Origin of the sequence: Sulfitobacter noctilucae (genome assembly GCF_000622365.1) — a bacterium.
Lineage (GTDB): Bacteria > Pseudomonadota > Alphaproteobacteria > Rhodobacterales > Rhodobacteraceae > Sulfitobacter > Sulfitobacter noctilucae.
Genome location: NZ_JASC01000001.1, coordinates 206,999 through 231,716 on the forward strand (window position 1 = coordinate 206,999; position 24,718 = coordinate 231,716).

The 24,718-nt window shown below is 59.0% G+C and carries 24 protein-coding genes, 1 pseudogene and 1 riboswitch; of the genes and pseudogenes, 10 read left to right on the forward strand and 15 right to left on the reverse strand.

Going from position 1 to position 24,718, the window contains the following annotated elements:
• Positions 1-4 precede the first annotated feature (4 nt).
• On the reverse strand, positions 5-373 hold the full coding sequence (locus tag Z945_RS19185) for a cobalamin biosynthesis protein (protein ID WP_037970203.1): 369 nt from the start codon (positions 371-373) through the stop codon (positions 5-7).
• Positions 370-1,551: a bifunctional cobalt-precorrin-7 (C(5))-methyltransferase/cobalt-precorrin-6B (C(15))-methyltransferase gene (locus Z945_RS0101025; protein ID WP_025050270.1), complete on the reverse strand. Its 1,182-nt coding sequence runs from the start codon at positions 1,549-1,551 to the stop codon at positions 370-372. Before Z945_RS0101025 ends, Z945_RS19185 begins: the two co-directional genes overlap by 4 nt.
• A 1-nt stretch (position 1,552) precedes the next feature.
• Between Z945_RS0101025 and Z945_RS0101030 the strand changes: the two genes are divergently transcribed.
• Entirely contained in the window at positions 1,553-2,299 is a 747-nt protein-coding gene (locus Z945_RS0101030; RefSeq protein ID WP_025050271.1) for a cobalt-precorrin-6A reductase, read from the forward strand.
• Here Z945_RS0101030 and cobJ read toward each other — a convergent pair.
• The 10 genes from cobJ to Z945_RS20185 form a co-directional block, all read right to left on the reverse strand.
• Positions 2,275-3,009 (reverse strand): precorrin-3B C(17)-methyltransferase, encoded by a 735-nt coding sequence (gene cobJ / locus Z945_RS0101035; RefSeq protein WP_025050272.1) that lies wholly within the window; start codon positions 3,007-3,009, stop codon positions 2,275-2,277. The two genes, Z945_RS0101030 and cobJ, sit on opposite strands and share 25 nt — an antisense overlap.
• Positions 3,006-3,737: a precorrin-2 C(20)-methyltransferase gene (gene cobI, locus Z945_RS0101040; protein ID WP_025050273.1), complete on the reverse strand. Its 732-nt coding sequence runs from the start codon at positions 3,735-3,737 to the stop codon at positions 3,006-3,008. The genes cobJ and cobI overlap by 4 nt, the downstream gene beginning before the upstream one ends.
• A 2-nt stretch (positions 3,738-3,739) precedes the next feature.
• Positions 3,740-4,369, reverse strand: a complete 630-nt coding sequence (locus tag Z945_RS0101045) for a precorrin-8X methylmutase (protein ID WP_025050274.1) — start codon at positions 4,367-4,369, stop codon at positions 3,740-3,742.
• Positions 4,370-5,497 carry a precorrin-3B synthase gene (gene cobG / locus Z945_RS0101050; protein ID WP_025050275.1) on the reverse strand — a complete coding sequence of 376 codons (1,128 nt, stop codon included), beginning with the start codon at positions 5,495-5,497 and terminating at the stop codon, positions 4,370-4,372.
• Entirely contained in the window at positions 5,494-8,748 is a 3,255-nt protein-coding gene (cobN, locus tag Z945_RS0101055; protein ID WP_025050276.1) for a cobaltochelatase subunit CobN, read from the reverse strand. Before cobN ends, cobG begins: the two co-directional genes overlap by 4 nt.
• 4 nt (positions 8,749-8,752) lie before the next feature.
• Positions 8,753-9,787, reverse strand: coding sequence for a cobalamin biosynthesis protein CobW (gene cobW, locus Z945_RS0101060; RefSeq protein WP_025050277.1), 1,035 nt, complete (start codon positions 9,785-9,787; stop codon positions 8,753-8,755).
• Positions 9,784-10,158, reverse strand: coding sequence for a DUF1636 family protein (locus tag Z945_RS0101065; protein WP_025050278.1), 375 nt, complete (start codon positions 10,156-10,158; stop codon positions 9,784-9,786). Before Z945_RS0101065 ends, cobW begins: the two co-directional genes overlap by 4 nt.
• A gap of 3 nt (positions 10,159-10,161) precedes the next feature.
• On the reverse strand, positions 10,162-10,689 hold the full coding sequence (locus tag Z945_RS0101070) for a hypothetical protein (protein WP_025050279.1): 528 nt from the start codon (positions 10,687-10,689) through the stop codon (positions 10,162-10,164).
• Between the two features lie 10 nt (positions 10,690-10,699).
• A complete protein-coding gene (locus tag Z945_RS0101075; RefSeq protein WP_025050280.1) occupies positions 10,700-11,398 on the reverse strand; it encodes a CbtA family protein in 699 nt (232 codons plus the stop codon).
• Between the two features lie 206 nt (positions 11,399-11,604).
• Positions 11,605-11,769: a CbtB domain-containing protein gene (locus Z945_RS20185; protein WP_081780900.1), complete on the reverse strand. Its 165-nt coding sequence runs from the start codon at positions 11,767-11,769 to the stop codon at positions 11,605-11,607.
• 35 nt (positions 11,770-11,804) lie between these two features.
• Positions 11,805-12,017: riboswitch (cobalamin riboswitch) on the reverse strand.
• A gap of 148 nt (positions 12,018-12,165) precedes the next feature.
• On the opposite strand from Z945_RS20185, the gene Z945_RS20915 reads away from it, so the two are divergent.
• Positions 12,166-13,053: a DMT family transporter gene (locus Z945_RS20915; RefSeq protein WP_025050281.1), complete on the forward strand. Its 888-nt coding sequence runs from the start codon at positions 12,166-12,168 to the stop codon at positions 13,051-13,053.
• On the opposite strand, the gene Z945_RS0101090 is transcribed toward Z945_RS20915, so the two are convergent.
• A complete protein-coding gene (locus Z945_RS0101090; RefSeq protein WP_025050282.1) occupies positions 13,050-14,342 on the reverse strand; it encodes a nicotinate phosphoribosyltransferase in 1,293 nt (430 codons plus the stop codon). The two genes, Z945_RS20915 and Z945_RS0101090, sit on opposite strands and share 4 nt — an antisense overlap.
• A gap of 77 nt (positions 14,343-14,419) precedes the next feature.
• On the opposite strand from Z945_RS0101090, the gene Z945_RS19920 reads away from it, so the two are divergent.
• Entirely contained in the window at positions 14,420-15,130 is a 711-nt protein-coding gene (locus tag Z945_RS19920; RefSeq protein ID WP_025050283.1) for an NYN domain-containing protein, read from the forward strand.
• A gap of 3 nt (positions 15,131-15,133) precedes the next feature.
• On the opposite strand, the gene pncA is transcribed toward Z945_RS19920, so the two are convergent.
• Positions 15,134-15,727 carry a bifunctional nicotinamidase/pyrazinamidase gene (gene pncA / locus Z945_RS0101100; RefSeq protein ID WP_025050284.1) on the reverse strand — a complete coding sequence of 198 codons (594 nt, stop codon included), beginning with the start codon at positions 15,725-15,727 and terminating at the stop codon, positions 15,134-15,136.
• 86 nt (positions 15,728-15,813) lie between these two features.
• Between pncA and trhO the strand changes: the two genes are divergently transcribed.
• The 6 genes from trhO to Z945_RS0101130 all read left to right on the forward strand — a co-directional run bounded on the left by trhO (position 15,814) and on the right by Z945_RS0101130 (position 22,682).
• Positions 15,814-16,722: an oxygen-dependent tRNA uridine(34) hydroxylase TrhO gene (gene trhO / locus Z945_RS0101105; protein ID WP_025050285.1), complete on the forward strand. Its 909-nt coding sequence runs from the start codon at positions 15,814-15,816 to the stop codon at positions 16,720-16,722.
• A gap of 100 nt (positions 16,723-16,822) precedes the next feature.
• Positions 16,823-17,662, forward strand: a complete 840-nt coding sequence (locus tag Z945_RS0101110; protein WP_025050286.1) for a flagellar motor protein MotB — start codon at positions 16,823-16,825, stop codon at positions 17,660-17,662.
• Positions 17,663-17,772: 110 nt separating this feature from the next.
• Complete coding sequence (locus tag Z945_RS0101115; RefSeq protein ID WP_025050287.1) at positions 17,773-19,077, forward strand: flagellar hook protein FlgE; 1,305 nt, start codon at positions 17,773-17,775, stop codon at positions 19,075-19,077.
• Positions 19,078-19,119: 42 nt separating this feature from the next.
• On the forward strand, positions 19,120-20,574 hold the full coding sequence (gene flgK / locus Z945_RS0101120) for a flagellar hook-associated protein FlgK (protein ID WP_025050288.1): 1,455 nt from the start codon (positions 19,120-19,122) through the stop codon (positions 20,572-20,574).
• Positions 20,575-20,577: 3 nt separating this feature from the next.
• Complete coding sequence (locus Z945_RS0101125) at positions 20,578-21,582, forward strand: flagellin (protein ID WP_025050289.1); 1,005 nt, start codon at positions 20,578-20,580, stop codon at positions 21,580-21,582.
• Entirely contained in the window at positions 21,582-22,682 is a 1,101-nt protein-coding gene (locus tag Z945_RS0101130) for a flagellar basal body P-ring protein FlgI (RefSeq protein WP_037970208.1), read from the forward strand. The genes Z945_RS0101125 and Z945_RS0101130 overlap by 1 nt, the downstream gene beginning before the upstream one ends.
• Before the next feature lie 5 nt (positions 22,683-22,687).
• Here the strand turns inward: Z945_RS0101130 and Z945_RS0101135 are convergent, their stop codons facing one another.
• Positions 22,688-23,839 (reverse strand): hypothetical protein, encoded by a 1,152-nt coding sequence (locus tag Z945_RS0101135; protein ID WP_161634063.1) that lies wholly within the window; start codon positions 23,837-23,839, stop codon positions 22,688-22,690.
• A gap of 217 nt (positions 23,840-24,056) precedes the next feature.
• Here Z945_RS0101135 and Z945_RS20795 point away from each other — a divergent pair.
• Positions 24,057-24,718, forward strand: a pseudogene (locus tag Z945_RS20795) (IS3 family transposase); the annotation flags it as partial.

Consider the following 24,718-nt stretch of genomic DNA (forward strand, 5'->3'; position numbering starts at 1 on the left):
TCCTTTAGCTTTCGGCGATGGCGGCAGTGGCTTTACCATCGCCCGACACGACGCGCTCTGCAACCAGTCGCGCAGTGGGGCCTGCGGCGGCGAGAGCTGCAGCTTCGGCCAGAGAACCAGTGCCGAACCTGTCCTGAATGCGCTGTGACTGAGTGGGCGTGATCATCTGCGCGAGATCGGATTGTGTGACACCAAGACCGGGCAGGCGTAAAAGCTGCGCCAGCTCCTGAAAAACCTTCTCGCGGGATTTTGCAGCCTCGGTGACAATCGCGTCAATCCTCTGGCCTTCCGTCGCGGACAAAGCGCGCTGCAGTGCGTCTTGCAGACTCGCCAGATCAGCGGCGGCCCGGAAGCCTATTCCCATCACTCTCATAGCGTCACGCTCCATTGCACTACGGGGCGTGCCGGTTGCCAGCCCCGCATCGTGCCCAGGGGCTGTGACTGAGCCAATTCAATGCGCAACAGGCTCCCCCCACGCGTAGCATGTAAGTTCGCCAGAAGAGCCTCAGTCTCAAGTGTGACGCCATTGGCGACCAATCGGGTGCCCTGTGGCAGGTCGGTCATGAGATGGTCAAACAATTCAGCGGAACCGCCGCCACCGACAAAGACCGCGTCAGGCTTTGGGTGTTCTTTGATCATTTGCAGCGATGGGCCTTCGACGACTTTCATCAGGTGGTCGATGCCAAAGTCCGTGATATTTTGGGCGATGTTTGCCACGCGGTCAGGCTTGATCTCGAACGCCGTGGACCGCCCGCCTGCCAAGCACCATTCGACGGAGATAGACCCCGATCCCGCACCGATGTCCCACAGTGTTTCACCGGGGCGCGGAGCCAAAGCCGAGAGGGTCAGTGCTCGAACGGGGCGTTTGGTGATTTGCCGATCATGGGCGAAGACGTCATCCGGCAGGCCGGAGGCACGGGGCAGGCCAACGCCCGGAGGCAGTTCTATTGCGACGGCAACGGGGGCCGCGATACCTTCGATGTCAAAGTCAGCGGCCGTAGTGGTGCGGATACGTTGATGTGGTCCGCCCATGCGTTCGCAAACCGTGAGGGTCGCTGCACCTGCGCCGTTATTGCTTAACCAGGCGGCCAGACCAGCGGGTGAATTGCCGTCACGTACAAGGCAGATCATGCGCCCCTTGGGCGACAGAACGCGTCGCAGGCGGGCAAACGGGGCGGCATGCAGGCCATGACAGCTAATCTCCTCCATCCGCCAGCCAAGCTGGCCCGCGACGCGGGAGAAGGTTGAGGGGGAGGGCAGAACCGTCCAGTCATCGGGATCAAGATGCGCTATCAGGCTGCCACCTGCGCCGAACCAGAATGGGTCACCTGAGGCGAGTACCACGCAAGACTTGCCTTGGGCAGCCAGAACCGGCGCGATGTCGAAGGGGACAGGCCAAGGACAACCACGCTCTCCCGCCTCGACCAAATCCAGATGGCGCGGACCCCCGATAATCATTTCGGCGGCATCGATCGCGGCACGGCTTGCAGGGGGCAGTCCCCTCACGTTATCGTCGGCCATTCCGATGATTGTAAGCCAAGGGTCACCCAACATGCGCATCCTTCTGCTGGGCGGCACGACCGAGGCAAGCATGATGGCGCGCAGACTGGCCACGACTGGACTGGATGCCGTTTTTTCCTATGCGGGTCGGACGGATGCGCCGGTGGCTCAACCTTTGCCGGTACGCGTTGGCGGATTTGGCGGCGCGGGCGGGCTTGGTGCCTATTTGCACCGCGAAAAGATCACCCATGTCATCGACGCCACCCATCCGTTTGCTGCCCGGATGAGCCAAAACGCCAGCAACGCCTGCGCTGCGGCGCAGGTGCCCCTGATCCGGTTGGAACGGCCTGCATGGGAGCCGAGTGACGGAGATATCTGGCAGCTTGTTCCGTCGGTCGAGGCTATTCCCAATACCTTGCCCAATGCACCTGCGCGGGTGTTTCTGGCAATCGGCAAGCAACAGGTCGGATTGTTCGCCGCCAGGCCGCAGCATCACTACCTTCTGCGCCTTGTTGATCCGCCTGCCGCACCGTTGCCCTTGCCCCATACAACCGTGGTCATAGCGCGCGGCCCATTTGATATCGCGGGTGACACAGCCTTGATGCAAGAGCACCGGATCACCCATGTTGTCGCCAAAAACAGTGGCGGCAGCGGCGCGCGGGCCAAGCTGGACGCGGCGCGGGCTTTGGGTCTGCCGGTGCTGATGGCCGACCGCCCCAAGCTGCCCGAAGACCGCGTTGCCCGAAATGCGGATGAGGTAATGCGCTGGCTGGGTCACGATGCGGATCGCGGCGTATAGACATAGCGCCCGACACGGCGCGTGGCCGCATTGCCCACGATGACCACAGTGCGCATATCGGCCATCTCCGGCGTGGCCTCGCCCAATGTCACAGTGCGCAGCGCTTGATCCGGTGTGCTGACCGCGCGAGCGAAGGTGATCAGACGATCGGGGCCACATTCCTCCAGCAGCACCGCGAGCGTCTTTTCAAGACCATGCGGGCGCGATTTGGAGCGGGGGTTATAGAACGCCATCGCGAAATCACCCCGTGCGGCCATGCGCAAGCGGTGCTCGATCACGTTCCATGGTTTGAGGTTATCGCTGAGGTTGATGGCACAGAAATCATGGCCCAACGGGGCACCTGCCGCCGCCGCAGCAGCCAACATCGCGGTGATGCCGGGGAGCACACGAATGTCGGTTTCCACATATTCAGGGTGTGTTTCTATCGCCTCGAATACGGCAGAGGCCATCGCGAAGACACCCGGATCGCCGGAAGACACGACCACCACCTGCGCACCATTTGCGGCCAATTGCAGCGCGTGCAATGCGCGGTCCAGCTCGACCCGGTTGTCCGTCGGGTGCAGCGTCAGACCGGGGCGTTCTGCGACGCGGGCGACGTAGGGAATATATCCTATGATATCTGTGGCACGGGCCAGCGCCTCTGTCACCTCGGGCGTCACCATCGCGTCATTTCCCGGGCCCAGACCCGCGATTGTGACGGTGCCCTTCACGCTTCGAACTCGGGGCGGCGGCCCTGTCCGTGGACCAGCACAATCGCGAAGTAGGGGCAGTCGTCTTCATCCACATCAGCGAGTTTCGCAATGCGTTGGCCCGGCATTGTGCCTTTCTCGACCAGCCATGCATCCTCCAGCCTTCCAGCCTTGGTTAAGGCGCGTTTGACTGTTGGAAGGTTGCGGCCTGTCTTCATCACCACCAGCGCATCAGCGCGGGACATATGATCCAGCAGATCGTTCTCAGGCAGCGTGCCCATCAGTACGGTCATCACATCATCGCCCCATGTAAACGGGGTATCAAGCGCGTTCCAGCAGCCCACCATGCCGGGGATCGCAGGCAGTACCTCGACCTCGGCGCGGCCTTGCAAGCGCGTGTGGAGATGCATGAAGGAGCCATAGAAGAACGGATCGCCCTCGCACAGCACGACAATATCGTGATCACGGGCCAAAGCCTCGAGCTTGTCGGCCCATTCGGCGTAGAAATCCACCATCAACTGGCGATATTCCGCGCTGTCAAAGCGCAGCTCGGTCGTGACGGGATATTCCATTGGGTATTCGATGACATCATCGCGCAGCATGCCTTTGACAATGGTGCGGGCCTGTCCGGCGCGGCCTTTCTTGCGAAAAAACGCGAGATGCTTAGCACTCCGAATGATGCGATCGGACTTAACGCTCATCAGCTCCGGATCGCCGGGGCCGAGGCCTGCACAGATGATCTTGCCCATGCCTACTCCACCCTGCTTGCCAGTGCGTTGACCGCCGCGACGGTGATGGCAGAGCCGCCCAAACGCCCCCGCACAATCATTGAAGGGACCGGCAGGTCCTGCATCAGCGCCTCTTTGGATTCCGCCGCACCGATAAAACCTACAGGGCAGCCGATGATTGCAGCAGGGCGCGGGCACTTCGGATCTTGGAGCATATTGAGCAAATGAAACAGCGCCGTGGGCGCGTTGCCGATAGCCACCACGGCGCCTTCCAGATCGGGGCGCCACAATTCAAGCGCTGCGGCAGAGCGGGTGTTGGACATATCTGCGGCCATATCGGGCACGCGGGGGTCACGCAGGGTGCAGATCACCTCGTTTTCGCGCGGAAGGCGTTTGCGGGTGATCCCTTCGCTTACCATATAGGCGTCGCACAGGATCGGCGCACCGGCCTCGAGCGCTGCACGCGCCGCAATGACCATACCGTCTGAGAATTGCACATGCTCTTCCAGACCGACCATACCGGCGGCGTGAATCATGCGCACGGCAACGATTTCTTCCTCGGGCGTAAAGCGTGCGAGATTGGCTTCTGACCGGATGGTGGCGAAGGACTGGCGGTAAATTTCGGCACCGTCGGTGATGTAGCTATGGGGCATTCAGAGCGCCTTGATAATGTCGTCGGAGGAGAGCCCTGTCTGCGCGGGCGGGTCGCTGGCGCGGCCATTGCGGATCAGGTCAAAGCCGTCAGTTGTAGCTGTCACAGTGAGCGGTGCTGCACGCGGATGGGCGCAGCCTTTGGCACAACCCGAGATATGCAGCATCTGATCCGGCCCAAGATGCGGAGCCAGCTTGCGGGCGATGGGCCGGGTTTTGGCCAGCCCCTGCGCACAGTCGGGTGCCCCGGTACAGGCCACAACCCGCAGCAGAGGATTGCCAGAATCTGTGATCAACCCTTTGACATCCGGCAGGTCGCGGGCGCTTTCAACAAGCAGCATCCGCCAGGGGGTCATCCGCAATCCGCCCTGTTTGGCGAGGCTGGCCAGCGTTTTCACTGGCAGTTGGCCAAAGGCCAATCCCACCATCGCCCCCAGCGGGGTATAGCCGGGTGTCGGCACATAGCTTTGCTGCTGGCGCGGCACAAAATGATCCGCTGGCAAGCTGGCGCCAGAGGCCAAAAGCGCTGCCATGCGGGTCTCGGAGGTACGGGTGTCCATGAACCATTCCGCCAAGGCCATTGCTTCCGCGATCGCTGTCTCGGTGGTAACCAGTTTGCCCTTACCGGACCCATCCGCCACAAGGATCAAACCGCCCCCCGCGTCCCGTTCCAAGCGGATATCGGCGGAAGCCGTCTGCAACACGGCCTCCCGCCCGGTATCGACGGCAAAGCCGAACTTGCCTGGCAGCGCGGGGCCGCCCGGCTGCGACAAAGCCTCGGTCAAGGCCGGCGCGAGGGTTTCGGTTTCGCCACCGGTTTGCCAGAAGGGTGTCACCAGCAAATTGCGCCGGCTTTCGATCTCGGGATCGGGATCAAGCAGTCCCATGTGCCGCAGGCCTTCGATCAGCGCAGGGTAGCTTTTTTCAGTCACACCCCTGATTTGCAGGTTGCCACGACTGGACAGGTCCAGCATGCCATTACCGTGCGCGGCAGCCAGCGTGGCGATGCCATCCGCCTGTGCCCGGCGCAAACGACCGTTGAAAGGGCGAATGCGCACGACAATGCCATCCCCCGATTGCATGGGGCGCAAGGCACCGGGGCAATAGCCTTTGACCTCGGGCGCGGTCATTCGGCGGCGTCCATCTGTGCGCCTATGGAATTGCGGCGCGTGACCCATAGGCCCGCATCCCGCAGGGCGGCAAATCGGTCACGCATGGCTTGCAAAGCTGCTGGGTTCTCGCGGGTCATAAAGTCTACCAGATCGTCCCGGCCAAGGGTTGCATCAAAATAGAGATCAAAGAGATGGGCCGGCACCTCACGGGTGAGATGCGCGAAAGCGGCGAGATTGTCGAGAGTGGCGGCGATTTCTGCTGCTCCGCGAAAGGCGTGTCCCATCATACCGCTGGCCCAGTCGGGATTGGCGGCACGGGCACGGACCACGCGGGCGATTTCTTCGGCCATGGTGCGGGCCTTTGGCGTGCCGAGCTGTGTTGTATCAACGTGGTACATACTGGGCTTTGCGGCCCCCAGATGCGCCATAGCGGCAGCAAAGCCGCCTTCGTGGCTGGCGTAGTCGGAGGCAAGCAGGACATCGGATTCAGTGAGGTCCTGAATATGGGCGAATGAATCGGCGGCTTGCAGGCGCGTCTCAAGTGCGGCGCGATTCTGCTGCGCTTCTCCCTGCGTATCGATGGCCCATTCTGAGGCTTTCAGCCACGCCTCTCCAGCGGCATCGCGACCTCCGTCAGAATAATCCAGCATCGCGGCTTCCATGTTCATGCCGTAAAGCCCCGGCTTGGGGCCGAATACGCGGGGTGTTTTGGTCAGATAGGGGTTCATATCAACCGCTTCTTCACGCTCTGCCAGCGCCAGCGCGCCAGCCTCGAACAGCTGGCTGAGGCCCGGAAATACGTCTCGAAACAGTCCCGAGATGCGCAATGTCACGTCAATGCGCGGGCGGTTCAGCAATGTCAGCGGCAGCACCTCGAACCCTGATACGCGCTCCGATCCTGTGTCCCATTCGGGCGCGAGACCGGCCAGGTGCAGCGCCATCGCGATTTCCTCGCCCGCAGTGCGCATGGTCGCAGACCCCCAAAGATCGACGACAAGACCGTTTGGGTAATCCCCCTTGTCCTGCAAGTGGCGGCGAATCAGTTCCTCCGCCAGTTTGACCCCTTGCGCATAGGCGGAGCGGGTCGGGACCGACCGTGGATCGACCGCAAAGAGATTGCGGCCTGTGGGCAGAACATCCGAACGGCCCCGATAGGGTGAACCGGACGGCCCCGCCTCGATCCGTTTGCCATCCAGCGCGTGCAGCAAACCTTCTGTTTCGCCCTGCCCCGCGCCATAGACGTGCAGGCCATCGCCGTATTGCGATTCCTTGATGTCACAGACAAAGCGGTCGATGCGGGTGATCGCTTCGGCCATGCAGCTGTTTTCATCGAGGCCCAGATCGTCTTCGACACCTGCCGCCTGCGCTTCGGAGCGGATGGTCTCGATCAGCCGGTCCCGCCGGGCGGGGTCCAACCCGTCGGCGGTGGAATATTCATCCAGCAACCGTTCGAGTTGTAGCAAGCCATCGGGTGTCGCGCTGTCTTTCATTGGCGGCGGCAGATGGCCGAGGGTCAGCGCGCCGATGCGGCGTTTGGCCTGCGCGGCCTCTCCGGGATCGTTCACGACGAACGGATAGATCACGGGCAGATCGGCGGTCAGCGCTTCGGGCCAGCAGTCATCCGACAGGGCCACAGATTTGCCCGGCAGCCACTCCAGCGTGCCATGCGCGCCGATGTGAACCAGTGCATGAATGCCTTGCGTGCGAAGCCAGAGATAGAAGGCAACGTAGGAATGGCGCGGCACACGGGCGAGGTCGTGGTAATCGGTCTCGCGTTGATCGATGACACCACGTTCGGGTTGCAGGGCGATGAGGGCGTTGCCGCAAGTTTGAGCAGGGAACTGGAAAGCATCGTCGTCGTAAAGCGGGTCAGTTGCCGGATCGCCCCATGCGGTGTGCAGGTCTTGACGCAATTGGTCGGGCAATAGGTGCAGCGCCTCTTTATAGGCGCTGATCGACCAAGGGATTGTGGTATGTGGCAGGGATTTGCCAAAGCCGATTTGGGGTTCAACGGCATAGCCCGCATCCGCAAGCGACAGCAGCATGTCTTCGGTTGAGGCCAGCGCATCAAGCCCGACGGCATGAGCGATCTGATCTTCGCGACCGGGATAGGTAGACAGCACAAGCGCGAGTTTGCGTTGGTCTGTGGGGGTGGTGGCAAGGCGGTGCCAGCCTGCGATCCGGTCGACCACGGCCTTGATACGGGGGGCGTTTGCACGGTGCGAAAAGCGCGAGAATTGCAGGTAGGGGTCTTTTTTCTCGGGCGCTTTGAAGCTGACGACGCCGGTGAACAGACGGCCATCAACTTCGGGCAGAACAACGTGCATCGCCAAATCGGCGGGGGACAGGCCGCGTTCGCTGGTGGCCCAGTCCTTTTGGCGGGCGGTGGAAAGAGCGACCTGAAACACCGGACATCCGGGTGCATCCAGCGGCGATGTGCCGTCCGCACCGCGCCCGGAAAATGCTGTGGCGTTGACGATGGCGGATGGCGGGTGGGCCGCAAGCGCGCTGGCAAGGAAATTGCGTGCCTGCGGGTTTTTCAAGGATGGAACAAAGAGGCCCATCGCCATAAACCCACGCCCGCGCAATTCGCGGATCAATGCGTCGACGGGCGCTGTATCGGCGGCGGTCAGGTAACTGCGATAAAAGGTGACGGCGATCAGGTTTGTCGGTGCAGCGTGGCGGTGCGGACAGGCGGTGACGATACCGTAGTCCGGGTCGTAATAGCCGCAGGCCGGAACGGTTTTTGTGCCTGTAACGGGACCGGCATAGAACCCTGCCGCGAGGGCGAGTTGTGCCAAAGCGGCCTGTGCGGCAACGGCACCGCCGGCGTCGCACAGATGCGACAAGCGGCGCAGGGTCGAGACAGGCAAGGTAGAATGTTGATCAAGTGCGGGGTCTTCGCGCCCGTCGGCGGGCAGGACCGCAAGGGCGATTCCGTTGCGGCGGGCAAAATCCTGCACCTGCATAATGCCGTAGGGCCAGTAGTTTTCGCCCCCGATCAGGCGGATCAGAATGCCTTTGGCACCCGTCAGCGTTTGCTCCACATAATTGTCGACCGAGGCGGGATGGCGCAGCGCCGTGAGGTTGCAAAGACGCAGCGTTGGCAGCTTGCCCTCCGGCCCGCCCCCCCGGTGCCAGCCTGCCGCGAAAGCGCCCAGATCGCTGTCCGAGAAAGAAAGGACCACCAGATCCGCAGACGTCTGGCCCGGATCAAAGGGGGTCTCCGTCTCGTCCAGCCCGTGGCTATCGCGGAAGACGACATGCATTTATCTAGGCACCCAAGGTCGCGCGAATGGCGGCTGTGTCGATGTGGTCATGCTCTGCTATCACAACGAGATGGCCCTGACGCGCATCGCTGCCCCAAGGGCGGTCGAACTGTTGGCGCACACGGGCACCCACAGCCTGGACCAGCAGGCGCATGGGTTTGCCCGAGACGGCAACATATCCTTTGACGCGCAGAATATGCTGTTCGTTCGCCAGCTTCTCGATGGCTGCGACCAGGGCGTCCACATCTTCAACTTCGGGCATGGGGACAACGATAGTTTCAAAGTCGTCATGCTCGTGATCTTCGTGTCCGTCATGATGCGAGGGCCGCGCGGCGAGATCGTCTTCGGCCTGTGCGTTCAGGCCAAGGATGACGGACGGGTCGATCACGCCTTCGGACATGGACAGGATCGGGATCACGCGGGGGCTTTCGGCTTCAATCACCTTGCGGGCAGAAGCGAGGCCGGTTTCGCCGGCAAGGTCGGCCTTGGACATCAGAATGATGTCGGCACAGCTGATCTGGTCTTCGAACACTTCGGACAGTGGGGTTTCGTGGTCGATGCTATCGTCGGCCTTGCGCTGTTCGTCGACGGCATGCACATCGGGCGCAAAGCGGCCCGCGGCAACCGCTTCGGCATCGGCCAGCGCGATGACACCGTCGACCGTGATCTTGGAACGGATCGCGGGCCAGTCGAAGGCTTTGAGCAGAGGTTTGGGCAACGCGAGACCAGAGGTTTCGATTAGGATGTGATCGGGCCGTGTCGGCAGAGCCATCAGCGCCTCGATTGTCGGGATGAAATCATCTGCCACGGTGCAGCAGATGCAGCCGTTGGCAAGTTCCACAATGTTTTCCGTCGGGCAATCCTCGATCGCGCAGGATTGGAGGATCTCGCCATCGACGCCAACGGTGCCAAATTCATTGACGAGGATCGCAAGGCGTTTGCCGCCCGCGTTTTGCATCAGATGGCGGATTAGCGTCGTCTTGCCGGAGCCAAGAAAGCCGGTGATCACGGTGACGGGAATTTTGGACAGGTCGTTCATTCGGCGGCCTCCAGAGGCATTTGAAAGGGCGGGACACGGGCAAGGCTTTGCTTGCGGAATTGGACGGGGCGTTCGCGCCATGGCACCAAGCCATCGGTTGAGGCGGCATAGGCGGCAGCGCCTGCAAGGATATCAGGTGCGTCTGCCGGGGTCATGCGGCCATAAACGTAAGTCCATTTGCCCGGTTCAGACAGAGCAACGGCGGCCCCTTGCGAACAGGCGGACAGACAGGAAACGCCGACAACCTCGACGTCGTCGGGCGCATCCGCTGCGCTGAGTGCCGCGTGCAGCAGCGCACCAGGGCGCGGCGCGTCTTCTTCCAGCACTTCGCCCGCGCGGCAGGTGGTACAGACATAGAGTGTTGCGGTCATGGGTTATTCCACATTCAGGGTTTGCGTGGCGGAGACGAGCGTTCCGTCAACCGCCAGCGGGCTGTGGTCGTTGGCATTCAACGTCACTTTGATCTCGACCGCGCCCTTGGGCAACGTGTCGATATGCATCCAGTCGCCATACAGGCGGCCCAGTTTGTTGCCATTTACATAGACATGGGCGTGGCCTTCGCCGGGAACATTGGCACCGCTGGCATTCTGCGGCGAGAAGGTGAAATCCTTGGTCATCACATGCAGATTGTAGCCCGCCATCGGGTCAGGCGTAACCGCGATGGCAACGGTGGGCGGCGTATCAGAGGTCACCTCGATGGGTGCGTCATGGCTCATGGCATGGTCTGATGTGCCGTGGCCCATGGCGCTGTGATCCATCATGCTGTGGTCCATCCCTTGATGCTGGGCAGGATCACTATGATCGTGTCCGTCAAAGCTGGCACCCGTGCCAGCCGCCGTGACGAAACCGATACCACCACCAAAAACCAAGCCAATGGCAAAGAGGGAAAGACTGCGGCTCATGGTGATGCTCCTACGCGCTTTGGGTAGCGTCGGCGTACACGCCTTCGCGTTGCCAAAAGTACCCGGCAAAACAACCAAGCAAAACCCATGCCGCCAGTCCGACCCCGAACGCACGGGCCGCAAAGAGCGCTGCGATTTCGGTAGGCACAGGACCCGCAAAGACTTCAGGTTCAGGTGCGCCGATCACATGAGGTGCCAGAAGCAGGATTGCGGCCAGCCCCCACACCATCCAGTTTGCGCCAAAGGCGATCAGCCACATGGCGGCGGCAGCGCAGCCCACGGTCGCAAACCACCAAATCTGTCGCACAGTCACATCAGCAGCCGCCACACCTGGCACTTCCGGCGGAAGGCTGAACCCCGGGGCCAGGTGGAAAGCAACAAAACCGGCAATGCCCCACAGGATGCCACTGCGCCCGCTGATGACCGCACCGCGATCTTCGGCCAAAGACATCAGCGCCAAAAGGATAAGCCCGTATCCGGTGTAGATCAGCATTGTGAAAATCAGGCTCAAACCGTCCCGCATCAGATCAAAGCCGGGAAGCTCTGGATGGGCCGAGATCGGGACCGCCCCAAAATGCGACAGCGCGCCGGTCTCGTATAGTTCAGCATGCAAAAGCACAGGCTGCACAAAATATAGTTGAAGAATGCCGGCAATAAGACCGGCACATGCCCCTGCAAAGAGGGCGGAAACAAGAATACGCGTATACATTGCGTTTGCTCCTGTATGGGAGGACGGATGTGAATACCACATTGCCGCACACGTCTGGAAAACGGCAAAACCGGGCCCCCGAAAGCCGGAAGCGCGATCATACCTGAAACGAATGAAAAGCCGCGGCTTTGCGCCGCCTATAAAGGGATTGGCGCTGCAGACCGATTGTAAGGCAAACGGCCTGATGCGGCCCTTGGTCTGCCGCTTTAGTGGCAGGGGAACCCTGTGGCATGCCGCACGTCATGTGCCGCATCGTGCAATGCCGCTGCCTGAACATGGCCCGTCAACGCGATTACGGCACCGCCCAGCGCCAGTGCGAAAAGGGCGGGCAGAATGCGCAGGCCACTGCGTGTGTTTGTCATTGTCGTCATATTATCTCTCCTTACCGTCACACCCGACGGCTTATATGTCTCACTCGCGCTTGGCAGGTCTCCTGGCTCGCGGGTCGTGGCCGTTTCCCGCCTTCCCTATCTTGCGATAAGTGGCATATCGGGTCGGGCTCACCGCTTACAGTCGCGGGGGCGGCTTCAGCTTGGGGCGGATGCCTTGACTGAATTCCCTGTTAGGTCCCGCACGAAGCAAACTTGTGCATCGGGACACCAAGCATCTCAGGCTTCGCATTTTGGCCCTTCAAAGGCAAGATTCATTTGCGACCGAATTTCCCCTCAAAACGCGCAGTCACTGGCGTCACGGCTGTTCGTTGCGCATAACCTCGGGGGAGCTTGCCTTATAGAATGTGCGAATCCCCCAGCGATGCCGGAGTCCCGATGCCCCTGAACAAAACGACAATTGCGATCTTGTACTCGCTGATTGCCATCGTGTTGTTTGATGCGATGGGTCTGATCATCAAACACCTATCGCCCCACTATGGCGCGGCAGAGCTTTCGGCCTATCGCAATCTCTTTGGCCTTATCCCGGCGGCGCTGGTGCTTTGGGGATCAAAAGACTGGCATCGCAAAGGCCGTATCCTGAGGATCAGGCAATGGCGCATGGCGCTTTTTCGCGGGGTGATCCTGACGGGGGCCCAGTTCAGCTTTTACCTGTCGCTTGGCATCCTCAGCTTTGCCACCGCATCGACCATCACATATGCCAATGCATTGTTTCTGGTTGCGCTGGCGGTGCCACTGCTGGGTGAAAAGGTGGGGCGGATGCGCTGGGCGGCGGTGTTGATCGGATTTGTCGGCGTGGTGCTGGTGGTCGGACCGGGGCGCGATACGTTTTCGGGCGCGGCCCTGCTGCCACTGGCGGCGGCATTTTGCTATGCGCTGGTCGGGGTGACCTCACGCATGGTGGATGACGATGTGCCCACCGCGCTGATCAATCTCTACTCTTCGGGCTTGGCCGCGGTGGGATCCCTGGTTTTGGCTTATGTAACCGGCGGCTTCACGCCCCTGCGCGAAGCGTCAGACCTGATCTGGATTGAGGGCATGGGAGCCTTTGGCGGCTGTGCCGTGCTGCTGCTGATTACCGCCTACCGGATGGCGGACCAAAGCGATCTGGCACCGTTCAGCTATTTCGGCATCCCCATCGCCTTTGTGATGGGGTGGGTGTTTTACGATGAAGCGCCGTGGTCAGAGCTGTTCCCCGGCGCGCTGCTGATCATCGCAGGTGGGTTGATCATCATTTGGCGAGAGCGGCGGCTGCGGGTGGCCTAGACCACGACATCTTCCGCCACCTGATCCCCCACACCAAAGACACGCTTGTAGCGGTCGATCTCGGCCTGCGGGCCCATTGCCTTGTTGGGGTTGTCCGACAGTTTAACCGTGGGCTTGCCGTTAGCCGCGACCGCCTTGCACACCAGCGAAAACGGGGCTAGCGCGTCGTCGGGTACAAGGTTGCGGAAATCATTGGTCAGCAGGGTGCCCCAGCCGAAAGAGACATTGACCTTGCCTGAGAACTGGCTGTGCAGCGTTTTGATCTTTTCCACATCCAGACCGTCGCTGAAGATCACGCGCTTTTGTGACGGGTCTTCGCCGCGTGACTTCCACCAGTCAATCGCAATTTGCGCTGCCGTTGCCGGATCGCCGCTGTCGACGCGGATGCCGGTCCAGCCAGCCAGCCAGTCGGGGGCATTGTCCAGAAAGCCTTTGGAGCCGTAGGTGTCGGGCAGAATGATGCGCAGGTTGCCTTCGTGTTCGTCCTGCCAATCCTGCAACACATCGTAGGGGGCCTGCGCCAGTGCAGCGTCGTCGGGCGCGAGGGCCGCATAGACCATCGGCAGTTCATGGGCGTTTGTGCCGATCGCCTCCACCTCACGGCTCATCGCGATTTTGCAGTTGGAGGTACCGGTGAAGGCGCCGCCCAGACCCTCGCTCATGGCCTGTACGCACCAGTCCTGCCAGAGATAGGAATGACGTCGCCGCGTGCCGAAGTCCGCAATGGACAGATCGGGTATGCCGCGCATCGCGCCGATCTTTTCCCAAACACGGGTCATGGCGCGAGCATAAAGCACCTGAAGCTCGAACTTGCCCATGTTGTCGAGCACCGCGCGGCCGCGCAGCTCCATCAGGATGGCCAGCGCAGGAATTTCCCACAGCATGACCTCGTGCCATTTGCCCTCAAAGGTCAGCTCGTACTGATCGCCTTTCCGCTCAAGGTGATAGGGCGGGAGGGTCATGCCCTCGAACCACTCCATGAAATCAGGACGGAACATCTGGCGCTTGCCGTAAAAGGTGTTGCCGCGCAGCCATGTCGATTCGCCGCGGCTGAGAGACAGGGAACGCACATGGTCCAGTTGCTCGCGCAGCTCGCCCTCGTCGATGAGTTTGGCAAGCGGGATATGCTTGGACCGGTTGATCAAGCTGAAGGTCACCTGTGTGTCCGGCTTGTTGCGAAAGATCGACTGACACATCAGCAGTTTGTAAAAATCTGTGTCGATCACAGACCGCACAATTGGATCGATCTTCCATTTGTGGTTCCAGACGCGGGTGGCAATATCGACCATGAGGTATTCCTTGTGCAATCGCTCCCTTGTCGCAAAACTGGCACGGGCGGAGCAAGGGCGATTTCCGTGAGGGTGCCATGGGGTTGCCAAAATCGCCCTTTAGCATCGGTTCGATGTCGCTGGAGAAACTTATGTCGCCCGAATTTATACTGACCGCCACGGTTCTGGTCCTCGCGTTCATCGGCTATGTCTGGTGCCTGTCTCGGGGGCTTTGGTTGACTATAGCACTGTCGGCAGCTTTGGCGTTTCAGATGTCACGCAGCATGCCCATGAACGCAGGCACGCTGACCTATTGGGGGGCTGCGTTTGGTGTCTTTGTGACTGCGCTGGTGGTGAAATCGTTGCTTCCTGTCAGAAGTGCGCCCTCTATCGGCAGTGCCGACCCGGAACCGTCGCGGAAAGGGCAGCAGGAGATCGTTATCGATGGCACCAACGTGATGTATTGGGATGGGGAAGCGGACCTGCGAACGTTGCGCAGCGTTGTAGACACATTGCGGGCGCGCAAGCTGGCACCCTATGTCTTTCTGGACGCTTCCTCGCGGCACCATCTCGGCGATACTTCCTTGGACAAAAAGGGGTTCGCCTCTGCCCTCGGGCTGCCGCGCAACCGGGTTATGGTGTGCCCGGCCAAGACCGAAGCCGATGCCTTTATCCTGAAATTCGCGCAGGAAAGACAGTTGCCCGTCGTCTCAAACGACCGTTTCGGAGACCGCGCTGCGCAAGCCAAGGGACTGAAACTGATCAAGGGTGTGATCGCTGGTGGCAAGCCTGTGCTGCATGGGTTCTAGAGGCTAGCCCAGCGCGACCCCCGCCCCTTTCATTCCCTCCATCGCTGCGGCCATTGACCCACCCATGTCGATCCCGCGACACAGGTCCTGGCGGACCGTGACATCGAAGCCCAGTTTCGCCGCATCAACCGCCGAATAATTCACGCAAAAATCAAGCGCGAGACCGACCAGTGTGACCTGTGTTATGCCGCGCGTACGAAGATAGCCTTCCAGCCCTGTCGGTGTTTGATGATCGTTCTCAAAAAACGCAGAATAGCTGTCGATGGCGGGATTGTACCCTTTGCGAATGATCAGATCAGCGCGGTCTTGGGCCAGATCAGGGTGAAAAGCCGCTCCCGTGCTGCCTTGAATGCAATGATCCGGCCAAAGCACCTGCGGGCCATAGGGCATGTCGATCATCTCCATCGGAGCCTTACCCGAATGTGAGGACGCAAATGAAGAATGACCCGCTGGATGCCAGTCCTGCGTCAGGATTACCGCGTCGAAATCATTCATCAGCGCATTGATACCGGGAACAATCGCATCGCCTTCAGCGACGGCCAATGCACCGCCGGGGCAGAAATCGTTTTGCACGTCGATCACGATGAGGGCTTGCATGGTCTTTCCTATCTCGGTGAAGCGTGATGGTTTTTAACCCAAGCCCCCCTTGCAAAACAGCCCCCTTGAGGCCTATTTCCCCGCCCATGCATACAATCGCCGCGCTTTATCACTTTACCCGGTTTGACAACCCCGCCGCGCTGAAAGAGCCGCTGCTGGACCTTTGCGTGAGCGAGGGCGTGAAGGGCACGTTGTTGCTGGCTGGCGAAGGTGTGAATGGTACCATCGCGGGGCCACGGGCCGGTATTGATGCCGTTATCGCACATTTGCGAAGACTGCCGGGGTGTCAGGATCTGGAGTGGAAAGAAGCTTCCAGCGAAACGCCGCCTTTTCCGCGCATGAAAGTGCGGATCAAGCGCGAGATCGTCACGATGGGTCAGCCCGATGTCGATCCGGCCAGCAAGGTTGGCAATTATGTGGACCCGAAAGACTGGAACGCCTTGATCCAAAGCCCCGATGTGGCAGTGATCGACACGCGCAACGATTATGAGGTCGCGATCGGCACGTTCGAGGGCGCGGTCGATCCACAAACCAAGAGCTTTGGCGAATTTCCCGAGTGGTGGGAGCAGAACAAGCACCGGTTTCACAACAAGAAGGTGGCGATGTTCTGCACAGGCGGTATCCGCTGTGAAAAATCCACCAATTATCTGCTGGGACAGGGTGTTGAGGATGTTTTTCATCTGAAGGGTGGCATCCTGAAATACCTTGAAGAGGTTTCGCCGGAAGAAAGCACCTGGGAAGGCGATTGCTTTGTCTTTGATGCCCGGGTGAGCGTCGGGCACGGGCTGACCGAGGGGCCGCACCTTTTGTGCCACGGCTGCCGTCAGCCGATTCTGCCGCAAGACATGCAGCGACCCGAGTACGAACAGGGCGTCAGCTGTCACAATTGTTTCGACCAAACCAGTGATTGGGACAAGGATCGGTTTCGCGAACGCCAGAAACAGATCAAGCTGACAGAGGCCCGCGCGGCTAAACAGACGGGCAATGACACCTAATCGCGTTCTCGCTGCGCGAAATTAGATGCAATTGAAGATGTTAAGCGGTCTTTAGGAGCGCACTGCTATCCAACGCCTTGGGTGAATAGAGGTGGTGGAGATGAGTGCGCAAGCAAATGAAGCGCCGGTCATCATCAAACGGAAAAAGGTTGTTAAAGGCGGCGGGCACCATGGTGGGGCCTGGAAAGTCGCCTATGCGGACTTCGTGACCGCAATGATGGCCTTTTTCATGTTGATGTGGCTGCTGAATGCAACAACGGAACAACAACGCAAAGGGCTTGCGGATTATTTTTCACCGACAATTCCGGTGAACCGAATTTCCGGTGGCGGGGATGGAGCATTCGGCGGAGAGAGTATCTTTTCCGAGAATACTTTGCCGCAAAGCGGTACAGGTGGCACAACCAAGCTGACATCGCAGGAAGACAAGTCTCGCGGGGACAGCGGCACATCGGATACCGATGAGCAGGGCCAAACCGAAGCGTTGGAAGCTCTGGAAGAGGAACTGATGGGCCGCGGTGGGGAAACGATGGTCATGGAAAATGCCATGCGCCATATCGTGACGCGCATCACCGATGAGGGTCTGGTAATCGAGTTGTTTGAACTTGAGGGTATTCCCCTGTTCGAACCCGGCAGCAACCGTCCCACTCAATTGCTGCGCGATCTGGCGACCATCATTGCCGCCACTGCCAAAGCGGTGACCAATGGGGTCGCCATTGGCGGGCATGTCGCGTCCAATGCGATTGTGCTGGCGGATAGTCAGGTCTGGAAAACCTCCGCTGACAGAGCCGATGTGATGCGGTTGCTGCTGGAAGGGGTCGATATATCGAAGGATCGGATCAAGCGGGTGACCGGCCATGCCGACCGCGAACCTGTCCTGCAGGACACCATGGCCAAGCGCAACAACCGGATCGAAGTGGTCCTGCTGCGCGACGACAAGTGACATTAACACCGGGCAATTATCGCGCATTTTATCTGTTAGCAGGGAATTAAGTCGGCGCGTCTATCAGTTGGGTCAATGTAATTGATACAGCAGAAAGGCGTGTCTGACTTATGACCATTTCTTCTTCGCTCAATGCCGGTGTGGCGGGGCTTCAAGCGAACGCGACGCGGCTGGCCTCCATTTCGGATAACATCGCGAACTCGTCCACTCATGGGTACAAACGGGTTGAAACCGATTTTCATTCCATCGTGATTACCTCTGGCGGCAGCCAGTATTCAGCTGGTGGTGTGCGCGCCGTCACAGAGCGTTTGATCGATCAACGCGGATCGCTTGTATCGACTGCTAATGCCACAGACCTTGCCGTTCGCGGACGGGGATTTCTTCCGGTTTCACAGGCTTCCGACGTGACCGGTGGCACCGATACGCCGATGTTCCTGACGACGACAGGATCTTTTCGTACTGACAGCGAAGGCTACCTCCGCTCGAACTCTGGTCTGGTCCTGATGGGCTGGCCGGCGCAGGCAGACGGTACGATTCCCACCTTTCCCCGCGATACGGCTGACGGTTTGGAACCGATACAAATCAACGTGAACCAGTTCACCGGCGAACCGACCACGCGAATGACGCTTGGCGTCAATCTGCCGGCGACTGAAACCACCGCAGGCAGCGCGGGTGATACTGCGGAGCTGTCCGTAGAATACTTCGGTAATCTTGGCACTTCGGAGAATATCAACATAACCTTTACGCCAACAGTTCCGGCAACGGGGTCATCAAACACCTGGACGATGACCATGCGCGATTCTATCGATCCTGCGGTCATCATCGGGGAATATACGCTGGAGTTCACGGACAGCCGTACTGCTGGCGGTACGCTGCTTTCCGTCACACCGACAGGTGCGGGCGGTGGCCCCTATGACCCGGCAAACGGAACTATAATCGTCGATGTTGACGGTGGCCCTATCGAGATCGATATCGGCCAAATCGGCGAGAATGACGGATTGACCCAGTTGTCCGATAACTTTGCACCCATCTCAATCTCAAAGGACGGCTCACCGGTTGGCAACATGACATCGGTCGAAGTTGATCCGAACGGCTATGTTTACGCATATTTCGATACGGGTATCACGCGGGTCATCTATCAGGTGCCGCTGGTCGATCTGCCCAATCCAAATGGCATGGTCGCCCTGGACCAGCAGACCTATCAGCCTTCCGTCGACAGCGGCTCTTTCTTCTTGTGGAACGCGAGTGATGGCCCAACCGGCGACATTCTTGCCTTCGCGCTCGAGGAGTCGACAACCGATGTCGCCGGGGAACTAACCTCCATGATCCAGACGCAACGGGCCTACAGTTCGAACGCCAAGGTAATTCAGACCGTGGACGAGATGCTGCAGGAAACCACAAACATCAAACGCTGATCCGCTGCCTGACGCAGCGACCATCTACGGAGGGAAAGACGCATGACTATTTCTGGCGCTTTGTCGAATGCCATTTCAGGACTACGGGCCGCTGGACGTGGTGCAGAAGTGGTATCGTCCAATATCTCAAATGCGCTGACGCCTGGATACGGGCGTCGGTTGCTCAGCCTCTCTGCTGCAACCATCGGCGACTCAGGCGGTGTGCGCGTCGACGGGATTATACGCATCGTGGACGCCAGTCTTGCTTCCGACCGTCGTTTGGCTGGGGCCGAGCAAGTCAACGCACAGGGAGCGGCAGATTTTCTTGCCGGGATCGAACGCCTGCTCGGCACGCCTGACAACCCTGCTTCCTTGTCCGCGCGTCTGTCGGGGTTCGAAAGCGCGCTGATCACTGCGTCAAGCCGCCCTGATGCCACGGAGAGGTTAAGCGCTTCGGTTGCGCAGGCCAAGGATTTGGTTGATGCCATCACCTCCGCCTCAAGCGGCATCCAGGATGCGCGCACCCTGGCCGACCAAACGATTTCAAGTCAGGTCGAGCAACTCAACAGCGGCTTGCAACAGATCGTGGACCTGAACCAACAAATCACAGCATTGCAAGTCCAGGGCGGGAATGTTGCCGGATTGCAAGATCTGCGCCAGCAGGTGATCGACGACATCGGCGTGCTGGTTCCCATTCGCGAGGTGCCACGCGACAACGGTCAGATCGCACTTTACAGCGTGGGCGGTGCGGTGCTGGTCGACGGCACGGCGGCGACCATAGGCTTTGACCGCTCGAATGTCGTAACGCCTTACATGTCAGTCGAAGCGGGCACACTCTCCGGCCTCACGATCAACGACACGCCTGTACGGACCAGTTCCGAAAAAGGTGCACTGCGCGGAGGTGCCATCGGGGCGCAATTTGCCATCCGTGATGAACTGGGCGTCGAGGCGCAGGTTCAAGTCGATGCTATTGCCCGTGATCTGATCAGCCGGTTTCAAGACCTTGCAGTTGATCCAACGATTGTGCCGGGCGGCGCGGGCCTGTTCACCGACAGTGGCGGCAGTTTTGATCCGATTAACGAACGAGGACTGGCCAGCCGCCTGACGTTGAACGCCTCGGTTGACCCTAATCAAGGAGGCTCGGTTTGGCGAATGCGCGATGGGGTGAACGCAATGGCCCCCGGCGCTATTGGCGATGCGACGCTGCTGCAAAATTTGGGCGCAGCTTTATCAACCGCGGTCGTACCGGGAAGTGGCGGTTTTGGCGGTAGCGCCTTTACCTCATCCGGGTTGGTGGCGGCGGTAACATCGCAAATGGGGTCCGACCGTACAGTGGCAGAACAAAAACTAAGTTTCGCTGCCGCCCGATTTTCCGAGTTGACCGAACGCCAACTGGCCGACGGCGTGGATACTGATCAGGAAATTCAACGCTTGATGACGCTTGAGCAAGCCTATGCCGCGAATGCCCGCGTGATCGAGGCGGTCGATGAAATGATGCAAACAATTATAAGGATGTAACCCATGTCGGTGACAAGTTTAGGCGATCTTTCGCATTCCTATGCCATGCGCCAGCGCAATGTGGCGCTCCGCCAAGACATCGACAAGCTAACCACGGAGCTGGCCACAGGGCAGGTCGCTGATGTGCGCGATGTGCTTGGGGGAAATTATAGCTATCTGACCGATATTGAACGGCGTGACAGCATTCTCGCAGGTTACAATGTCGCGACAACCGAGGCCACACTTTATGCTGGCGGCATGCAAGATGCGCTTGGCTTGGTGCAATCTCTTGGCGCGACGCTCTCAAGTAGCCTGATTACAGCGGGGACATTGGCTGGCGGAGCAAACAGCCATGATACTGTTGCAGAGGGCCGGGCAACACTCGACAGCATGTTGGGCACGCTTAACCTTAATTCAGCGGGCCGCTATATGTTCTCTGGTACAGCGATCGACACCCCCGCTTTGCCCGACTCACAAACCATCATCGACGCTTTGCGCACGGCTGTTTCCGGTGCTGCAACACCCGATGACTTGCTTGCCGCTGCGACCGCTTGGTTCGATGATCCCGCCGGGTTCGAGGCGACGGTTTATCAGGGGTCTGCCAGCCCTATCGCACCATTCCAGTTGTCTCAGTCAGACCAGATCGCGCTTGATGTGCGGGCGACCGATCCAAAGTTGAAAGAGGTGCTGAAACTGGCTGCGGTTGTAAGCCTCGCCGATGATCCTTCTTTCGGTTTTGATGTCGACACCCAAGCAGAGTTGTTTGGCAAGACCGGTCAATCCATGCTTGGTGCCCAGGATGGGGTAATCGCCCTGCGGGCGGATGTCGGGTTTGTGGAGTCGCGCATCGACAAAGTCGCAGCGCGCAATGCAGCCGAAGTTACAGGACTTGAGTTTGCCAAAGCTGCGCTTTTGCAGGTAGATCCATTTGAAGCCGCTACACGGCTCGAAGAAGCGCAATTCCAATTGGAAAGTCTTTACTCAGTCACTGTTCGAATGTCGCAACTGTCGCTGGTGAAATTCCTGTGATGCGCTTCTGCATTATTTTTCTGAGCCTGTTCCTGTGCATTAGCACTGCTACAGCAAGCCCTGTCCGGATCAAGGATCTGGTGGATTTTGACGGGGTGCGTGGCAATGATCTGGTTGGCTATGGTCTTGTTGTCGGGTTGAACGGTAGCGGTGACGGGCTGCGCAATGCTCCCTTCACCGAAGACATCATGACCAATATTCTTGAGCGGTTAGGGGTGAATGTCACCGGCGAACAATTCAGGCCCAAGAATGTCGCGGCCGTCCTGGTCACAGCGACGCTGCCCCCATTCGCACGTGCCGGTGGCCAAATTGACGTTACGGTTTCCGCGATCGGTGATGCAAAAAGCCTGATGGGCGGCACGTTAATCATGACGCCGATGAACGCCGCTGATGGCGAAATTTACGCTGTGGCTCAAGGAACTATTATCGCTGGTGGCGCTGTGGCAGAGGGCGATGCGGGCTCTGTGACCCAAGGTGTGCCGACCGCCGGTTCAATTCCCTCTGGTGCGCGGGTTGAACGAGAGATTGCATTTCAACTCGCGACACTAGACGACTTAAGACTGGCTTTAAGAGAAGCAGATTTTACAACAGCAGGTCGGATTGAACGGGCGATCAATCAGAATTTTGGCAAGCGCGTTGCGCTGATGTTGGACAGTGGCACCATCCAGCTGGATGTGCCTGGCATGGGCATGCGATCGGTCGCTCATGCCCTTGGTCGCATTGAAAATATAGAAGTAGAACCCGAACGCAAAGCGCGTGTGGTTGTTGACCAACGTTCCGGTACAATTGTGATGGGCGAGGACGTGCGCATTTCGCGGGTGGCCGTAAGTCAGGGCAATCTGACCCTGCGCATTCAGGAACAGCCCCTTGTTGTACAACCCAACCCATTTTCTGAAGGGGCGACTGTTGTGGTTCCGCGCACAAACGCAGCGATCGATGAGGAGCCCGGCATTTCTCTCGCCGAAGTTCAGCCTGGTACATCATTGTCAGAGGTGATTGCCGGATTGAACGCATTGGGTGTAGCTCCGAGGGACATGATTGATATCCTTAAAAGTATTAAGGCCGCCGGGGCGCTTCATGCTGAATTTGTTGTCCGTTGATGACCCTACATCAGTTCAATTTGCCGGAGGACAAGTGCTGTCACTCCGGGCCATACTCCGCCAAACCGCGCCAAAATAAATGCTGCGATCATTCCTTTCAAAAGGTGGGCCACAGCAAAACACTGCGCGAGAAAAACTGCTGTCTGCAACTGGCCAGACAAAGCCGCCAGGCTAAGGCCTGTAATCAGCGCGATGTCACACAAGAGAAGCGGCACCGTTTGGCCAGTCGTTGCCAATAGACTGTCGGTAGCTCCGAAAATTACCGGTGCCGCGGCACCAAGCAGGAGCAGCATCAGGACCGTGTGGAAAGGTGTTTCATCTAGGCTCATAGCCGCAGCCAGAAAGGGACCAGCAGTAAGCATCGCTAAACAGAGGGCACCCCCGATCAGGAGCACACCAAGGTTGAGGCGCGCAGCCATCATAAGAAAGGCGGCACTGTCGTTCCGGCATCGTGCCTGCCTGAGTAAAGGGTCTGACTGTCGGCACAAGATCCCAAGGACAGCAGTCACACTTAACCCCAATCCACGTGCAAAGAGATAAATGAATGCTTCAGGGCCATGCAAGACAAATGGCAAGATCAGGGTATCAGCATATTGCGCCAAAACGACACTTCCCGGTGTTCGATATCCGAGATCATTTGGCTTGGCCCTTGTCATCAGATTGTTGCCAAGGGTCATTTGCATCAAAAGAAGACCAAGCTGAATTAGGATGGCCAAAGCCAGAAGGAGTTCCGGCTGGGTCACTTCAAGAGCTAACGCCCCTTTCGCAGCCGCGGCAAAGACCAGCATCCGCCCCGCAATTCTAATCGAGCATGCGCGGAGTTTCAGCAAAGCCAACAGGAGCGTCATCGCAAGAATACTAAGAACTGCGAATGGCTGTCCCAGAAACAACGGTATTGCGCGGAAATGGTAGAGTGTCAGCAACACAAGGCACAGTCCGACCCAACCCGTCAGCATCATACCCATGGTTTCTGAGCTTCTGCTTGTGGCAGCCGTTGATGAGCCTTTCTGAATTGCCGTAGCACATAGAATGCCGCTCAAGGCTTCTGCCAGAATCAGCGGGGCCGCGACGAGCACGGTGACTTGCTTCGGCAATTCTTCGGATAATATGAATACGCCAACCGTCCACCCCAGCGCCAGAAGCGCGAGCGTTATCAAGGACAATCTCATCTCGTCCTCTGCCGGCACGCTTTGTCATTGCGTCGTTCCACTCAATTTCCTTCCCGGTCTCACCAGCGCCGGAAATACTCTTAGGAGCCTGCAAAGACATTAAGGGCGGAAGAGGGAATGCGGTGGATTTAAGTCAAGCGGTTTGAGGTGCCCCTAGATTTGTAGACGGTTTGCCTGGTAATTTTGGAACCAAGGAGAGACGGATATGAACAAGGGAATACGGTTTACGGACGAGTTCAAACAGGACGCTGTGGCACAGGTTGTTGAGCGTGGATATGCGGTCAGCGAAGTTGCTGAGCGCCTAGGGATCAGCACCAAATCGCTGTACACTTGGAAGGCACAATTTGCGAAGTCGCCCCGTGTCCGATCTGAAGTTGCAGAACAGGCTGCTGAGATAAAAAAAGGCTGAAGCGCGAACTGGCGCGAGTGACCGAGGAACGTACCATTCTAAAAAAGGCGACCGCGTACTTCGCGCGAGAATCTCAGTGAGGTACGCGTTTATCGAGGCTCACCGCGCAGAGTTTTCTGTGCGGTCCATGTGCCGCGTGCTGATGGTTCATTTCAGCGGGTTCTATGCATGGCTTAAAGAACCGTTAAGCCAGCGTGCCCTTGAGGATGCACGTCAGACGGTGCTGATCCAGCAGGCACGGGCCGATAGCGGTAAGGTCTATGGATATCGCAAATTGGCGGACGACCTGCGCGATGCTGGCGAGACCTGTTCAGAGAACCGTGTGGCACGTTTGGCCAGCTTGGCAGGCATTGCAGCGCAGATCGGATACAAACGTCGACCTGGGCGATATGGTGGCAAGCCATCGGTTGTCGCGGATAACACGCTGGATCGGCAGTTCGAAGTTGATGCCCCTGACC

What these genes read in the sequence shown, in the direction of transcription:
- pncA (WP_025050284.1), bottom strand. Translation starts at nt 15,727, where the DNA reads ATGCAAGCCCTCATCGTGATCGACGTGCAAAACGATTTCTGCCCCGGC.
- Z945_RS20915 (WP_025050281.1), top strand. Translation starts at nt 12,166, where the DNA reads ATGCCCCTGAACAAAACGACAATTGCGATCTTGTACTCGCTGATTGCC.
- Z945_RS0101045 (WP_025050274.1), bottom strand. Translation starts at nt 4,369, where the DNA reads ATGCCCCATAGCTACATCACCGACGGTGCCGAAATTTACCGCCAGTCC.
- Z945_RS19920 (WP_025050283.1), top strand. Translation starts at nt 14,420, where the DNA reads ATGGGGTTGCCAAAATCGCCCTTTAGCATCGGTTCGATGTCGCTGGAG.
- Z945_RS0101115 (WP_025050287.1), top strand. Translation starts at nt 17,773, where the DNA reads ATGACCATTTCTTCTTCGCTCAATGCCGGTGTGGCGGGGCTTCAAGCG.
- cobI (WP_025050273.1), bottom strand. Translation starts at nt 3,737, where the DNA reads ATGGGCAAGATCATCTGTGCAGGCCTCGGCCCCGGCGATCCGGAGCTG.
- Z945_RS0101075 (WP_025050280.1), bottom strand. Translation starts at nt 11,398, where the DNA reads ATGTATACGCGTATTCTTGTTTCCGCCCTCTTTGCAGGGGCATGTGCC.
- cobW (WP_025050277.1), bottom strand. Translation starts at nt 9,787, where the DNA reads ATGAACGACCTGTCCAAAATTCCCGTCACCGTGATCACCGGCTTTCTT.
- cobG (WP_025050275.1), bottom strand. Translation starts at nt 5,497, where the DNA reads ATGACCGCGCCCGAGGTCAAAGGCTATTGCCCCGGTGCCTTGCGCCCC.
- Z945_RS0101090 (WP_025050282.1), bottom strand. Translation starts at nt 14,342, where the DNA reads ATGGTCGATATTGCCACCCGCGTCTGGAACCACAAATGGAAGATCGAT.
- Z945_RS0101030 (WP_025050271.1), top strand. Translation starts at nt 1,553, where the DNA reads ATGCGCATCCTTCTGCTGGGCGGCACGACCGAGGCAAGCATGATGGCG.
- Z945_RS0101070 (WP_025050279.1), bottom strand. Translation starts at nt 10,689, where the DNA reads ATGAGCCGCAGTCTTTCCCTCTTTGCCATTGGCTTGGTTTTTGGTGGT.
- Z945_RS19185 (WP_037970203.1), bottom strand. Translation starts at nt 373, where the DNA reads ATGAGAGTGATGGGAATAGGCTTCCGGGCCGCCGCTGATCTGGCGAGT.
- Z945_RS0101065 (WP_025050278.1), bottom strand. Translation starts at nt 10,158, where the DNA reads ATGACCGCAACACTCTATGTCTGTACCACCTGCCGCGCGGGCGAAGTG.
- trhO (WP_025050285.1), top strand. Translation starts at nt 15,814, where the DNA reads ATGCATACAATCGCCGCGCTTTATCACTTTACCCGGTTTGACAACCCC.
- Z945_RS0101130 (WP_037970208.1), top strand. Translation starts at nt 21,582, where the DNA reads ATGCGCTTCTGCATTATTTTTCTGAGCCTGTTCCTGTGCATTAGCACT.
- Z945_RS0101110 (WP_025050286.1), top strand. Translation starts at nt 16,823, where the DNA reads ATGAGTGCGCAAGCAAATGAAGCGCCGGTCATCATCAAACGGAAAAAG.
- cobN (WP_025050276.1), bottom strand. Translation starts at nt 8,748, where the DNA reads ATGCATGTCGTCTTCCGCGATAGCCACGGGCTGGACGAGACGGAGACC.
- Z945_RS0101125 (WP_025050289.1), top strand. Translation starts at nt 20,578, where the DNA reads ATGTCGGTGACAAGTTTAGGCGATCTTTCGCATTCCTATGCCATGCGC.
- flgK (WP_025050288.1), top strand. Translation starts at nt 19,120, where the DNA reads ATGACTATTTCTGGCGCTTTGTCGAATGCCATTTCAGGACTACGGGCC.
- Z945_RS20185 (WP_081780900.1), bottom strand. Translation starts at nt 11,769, where the DNA reads ATGACGACAATGACAAACACACGCAGTGGCCTGCGCATTCTGCCCGCC.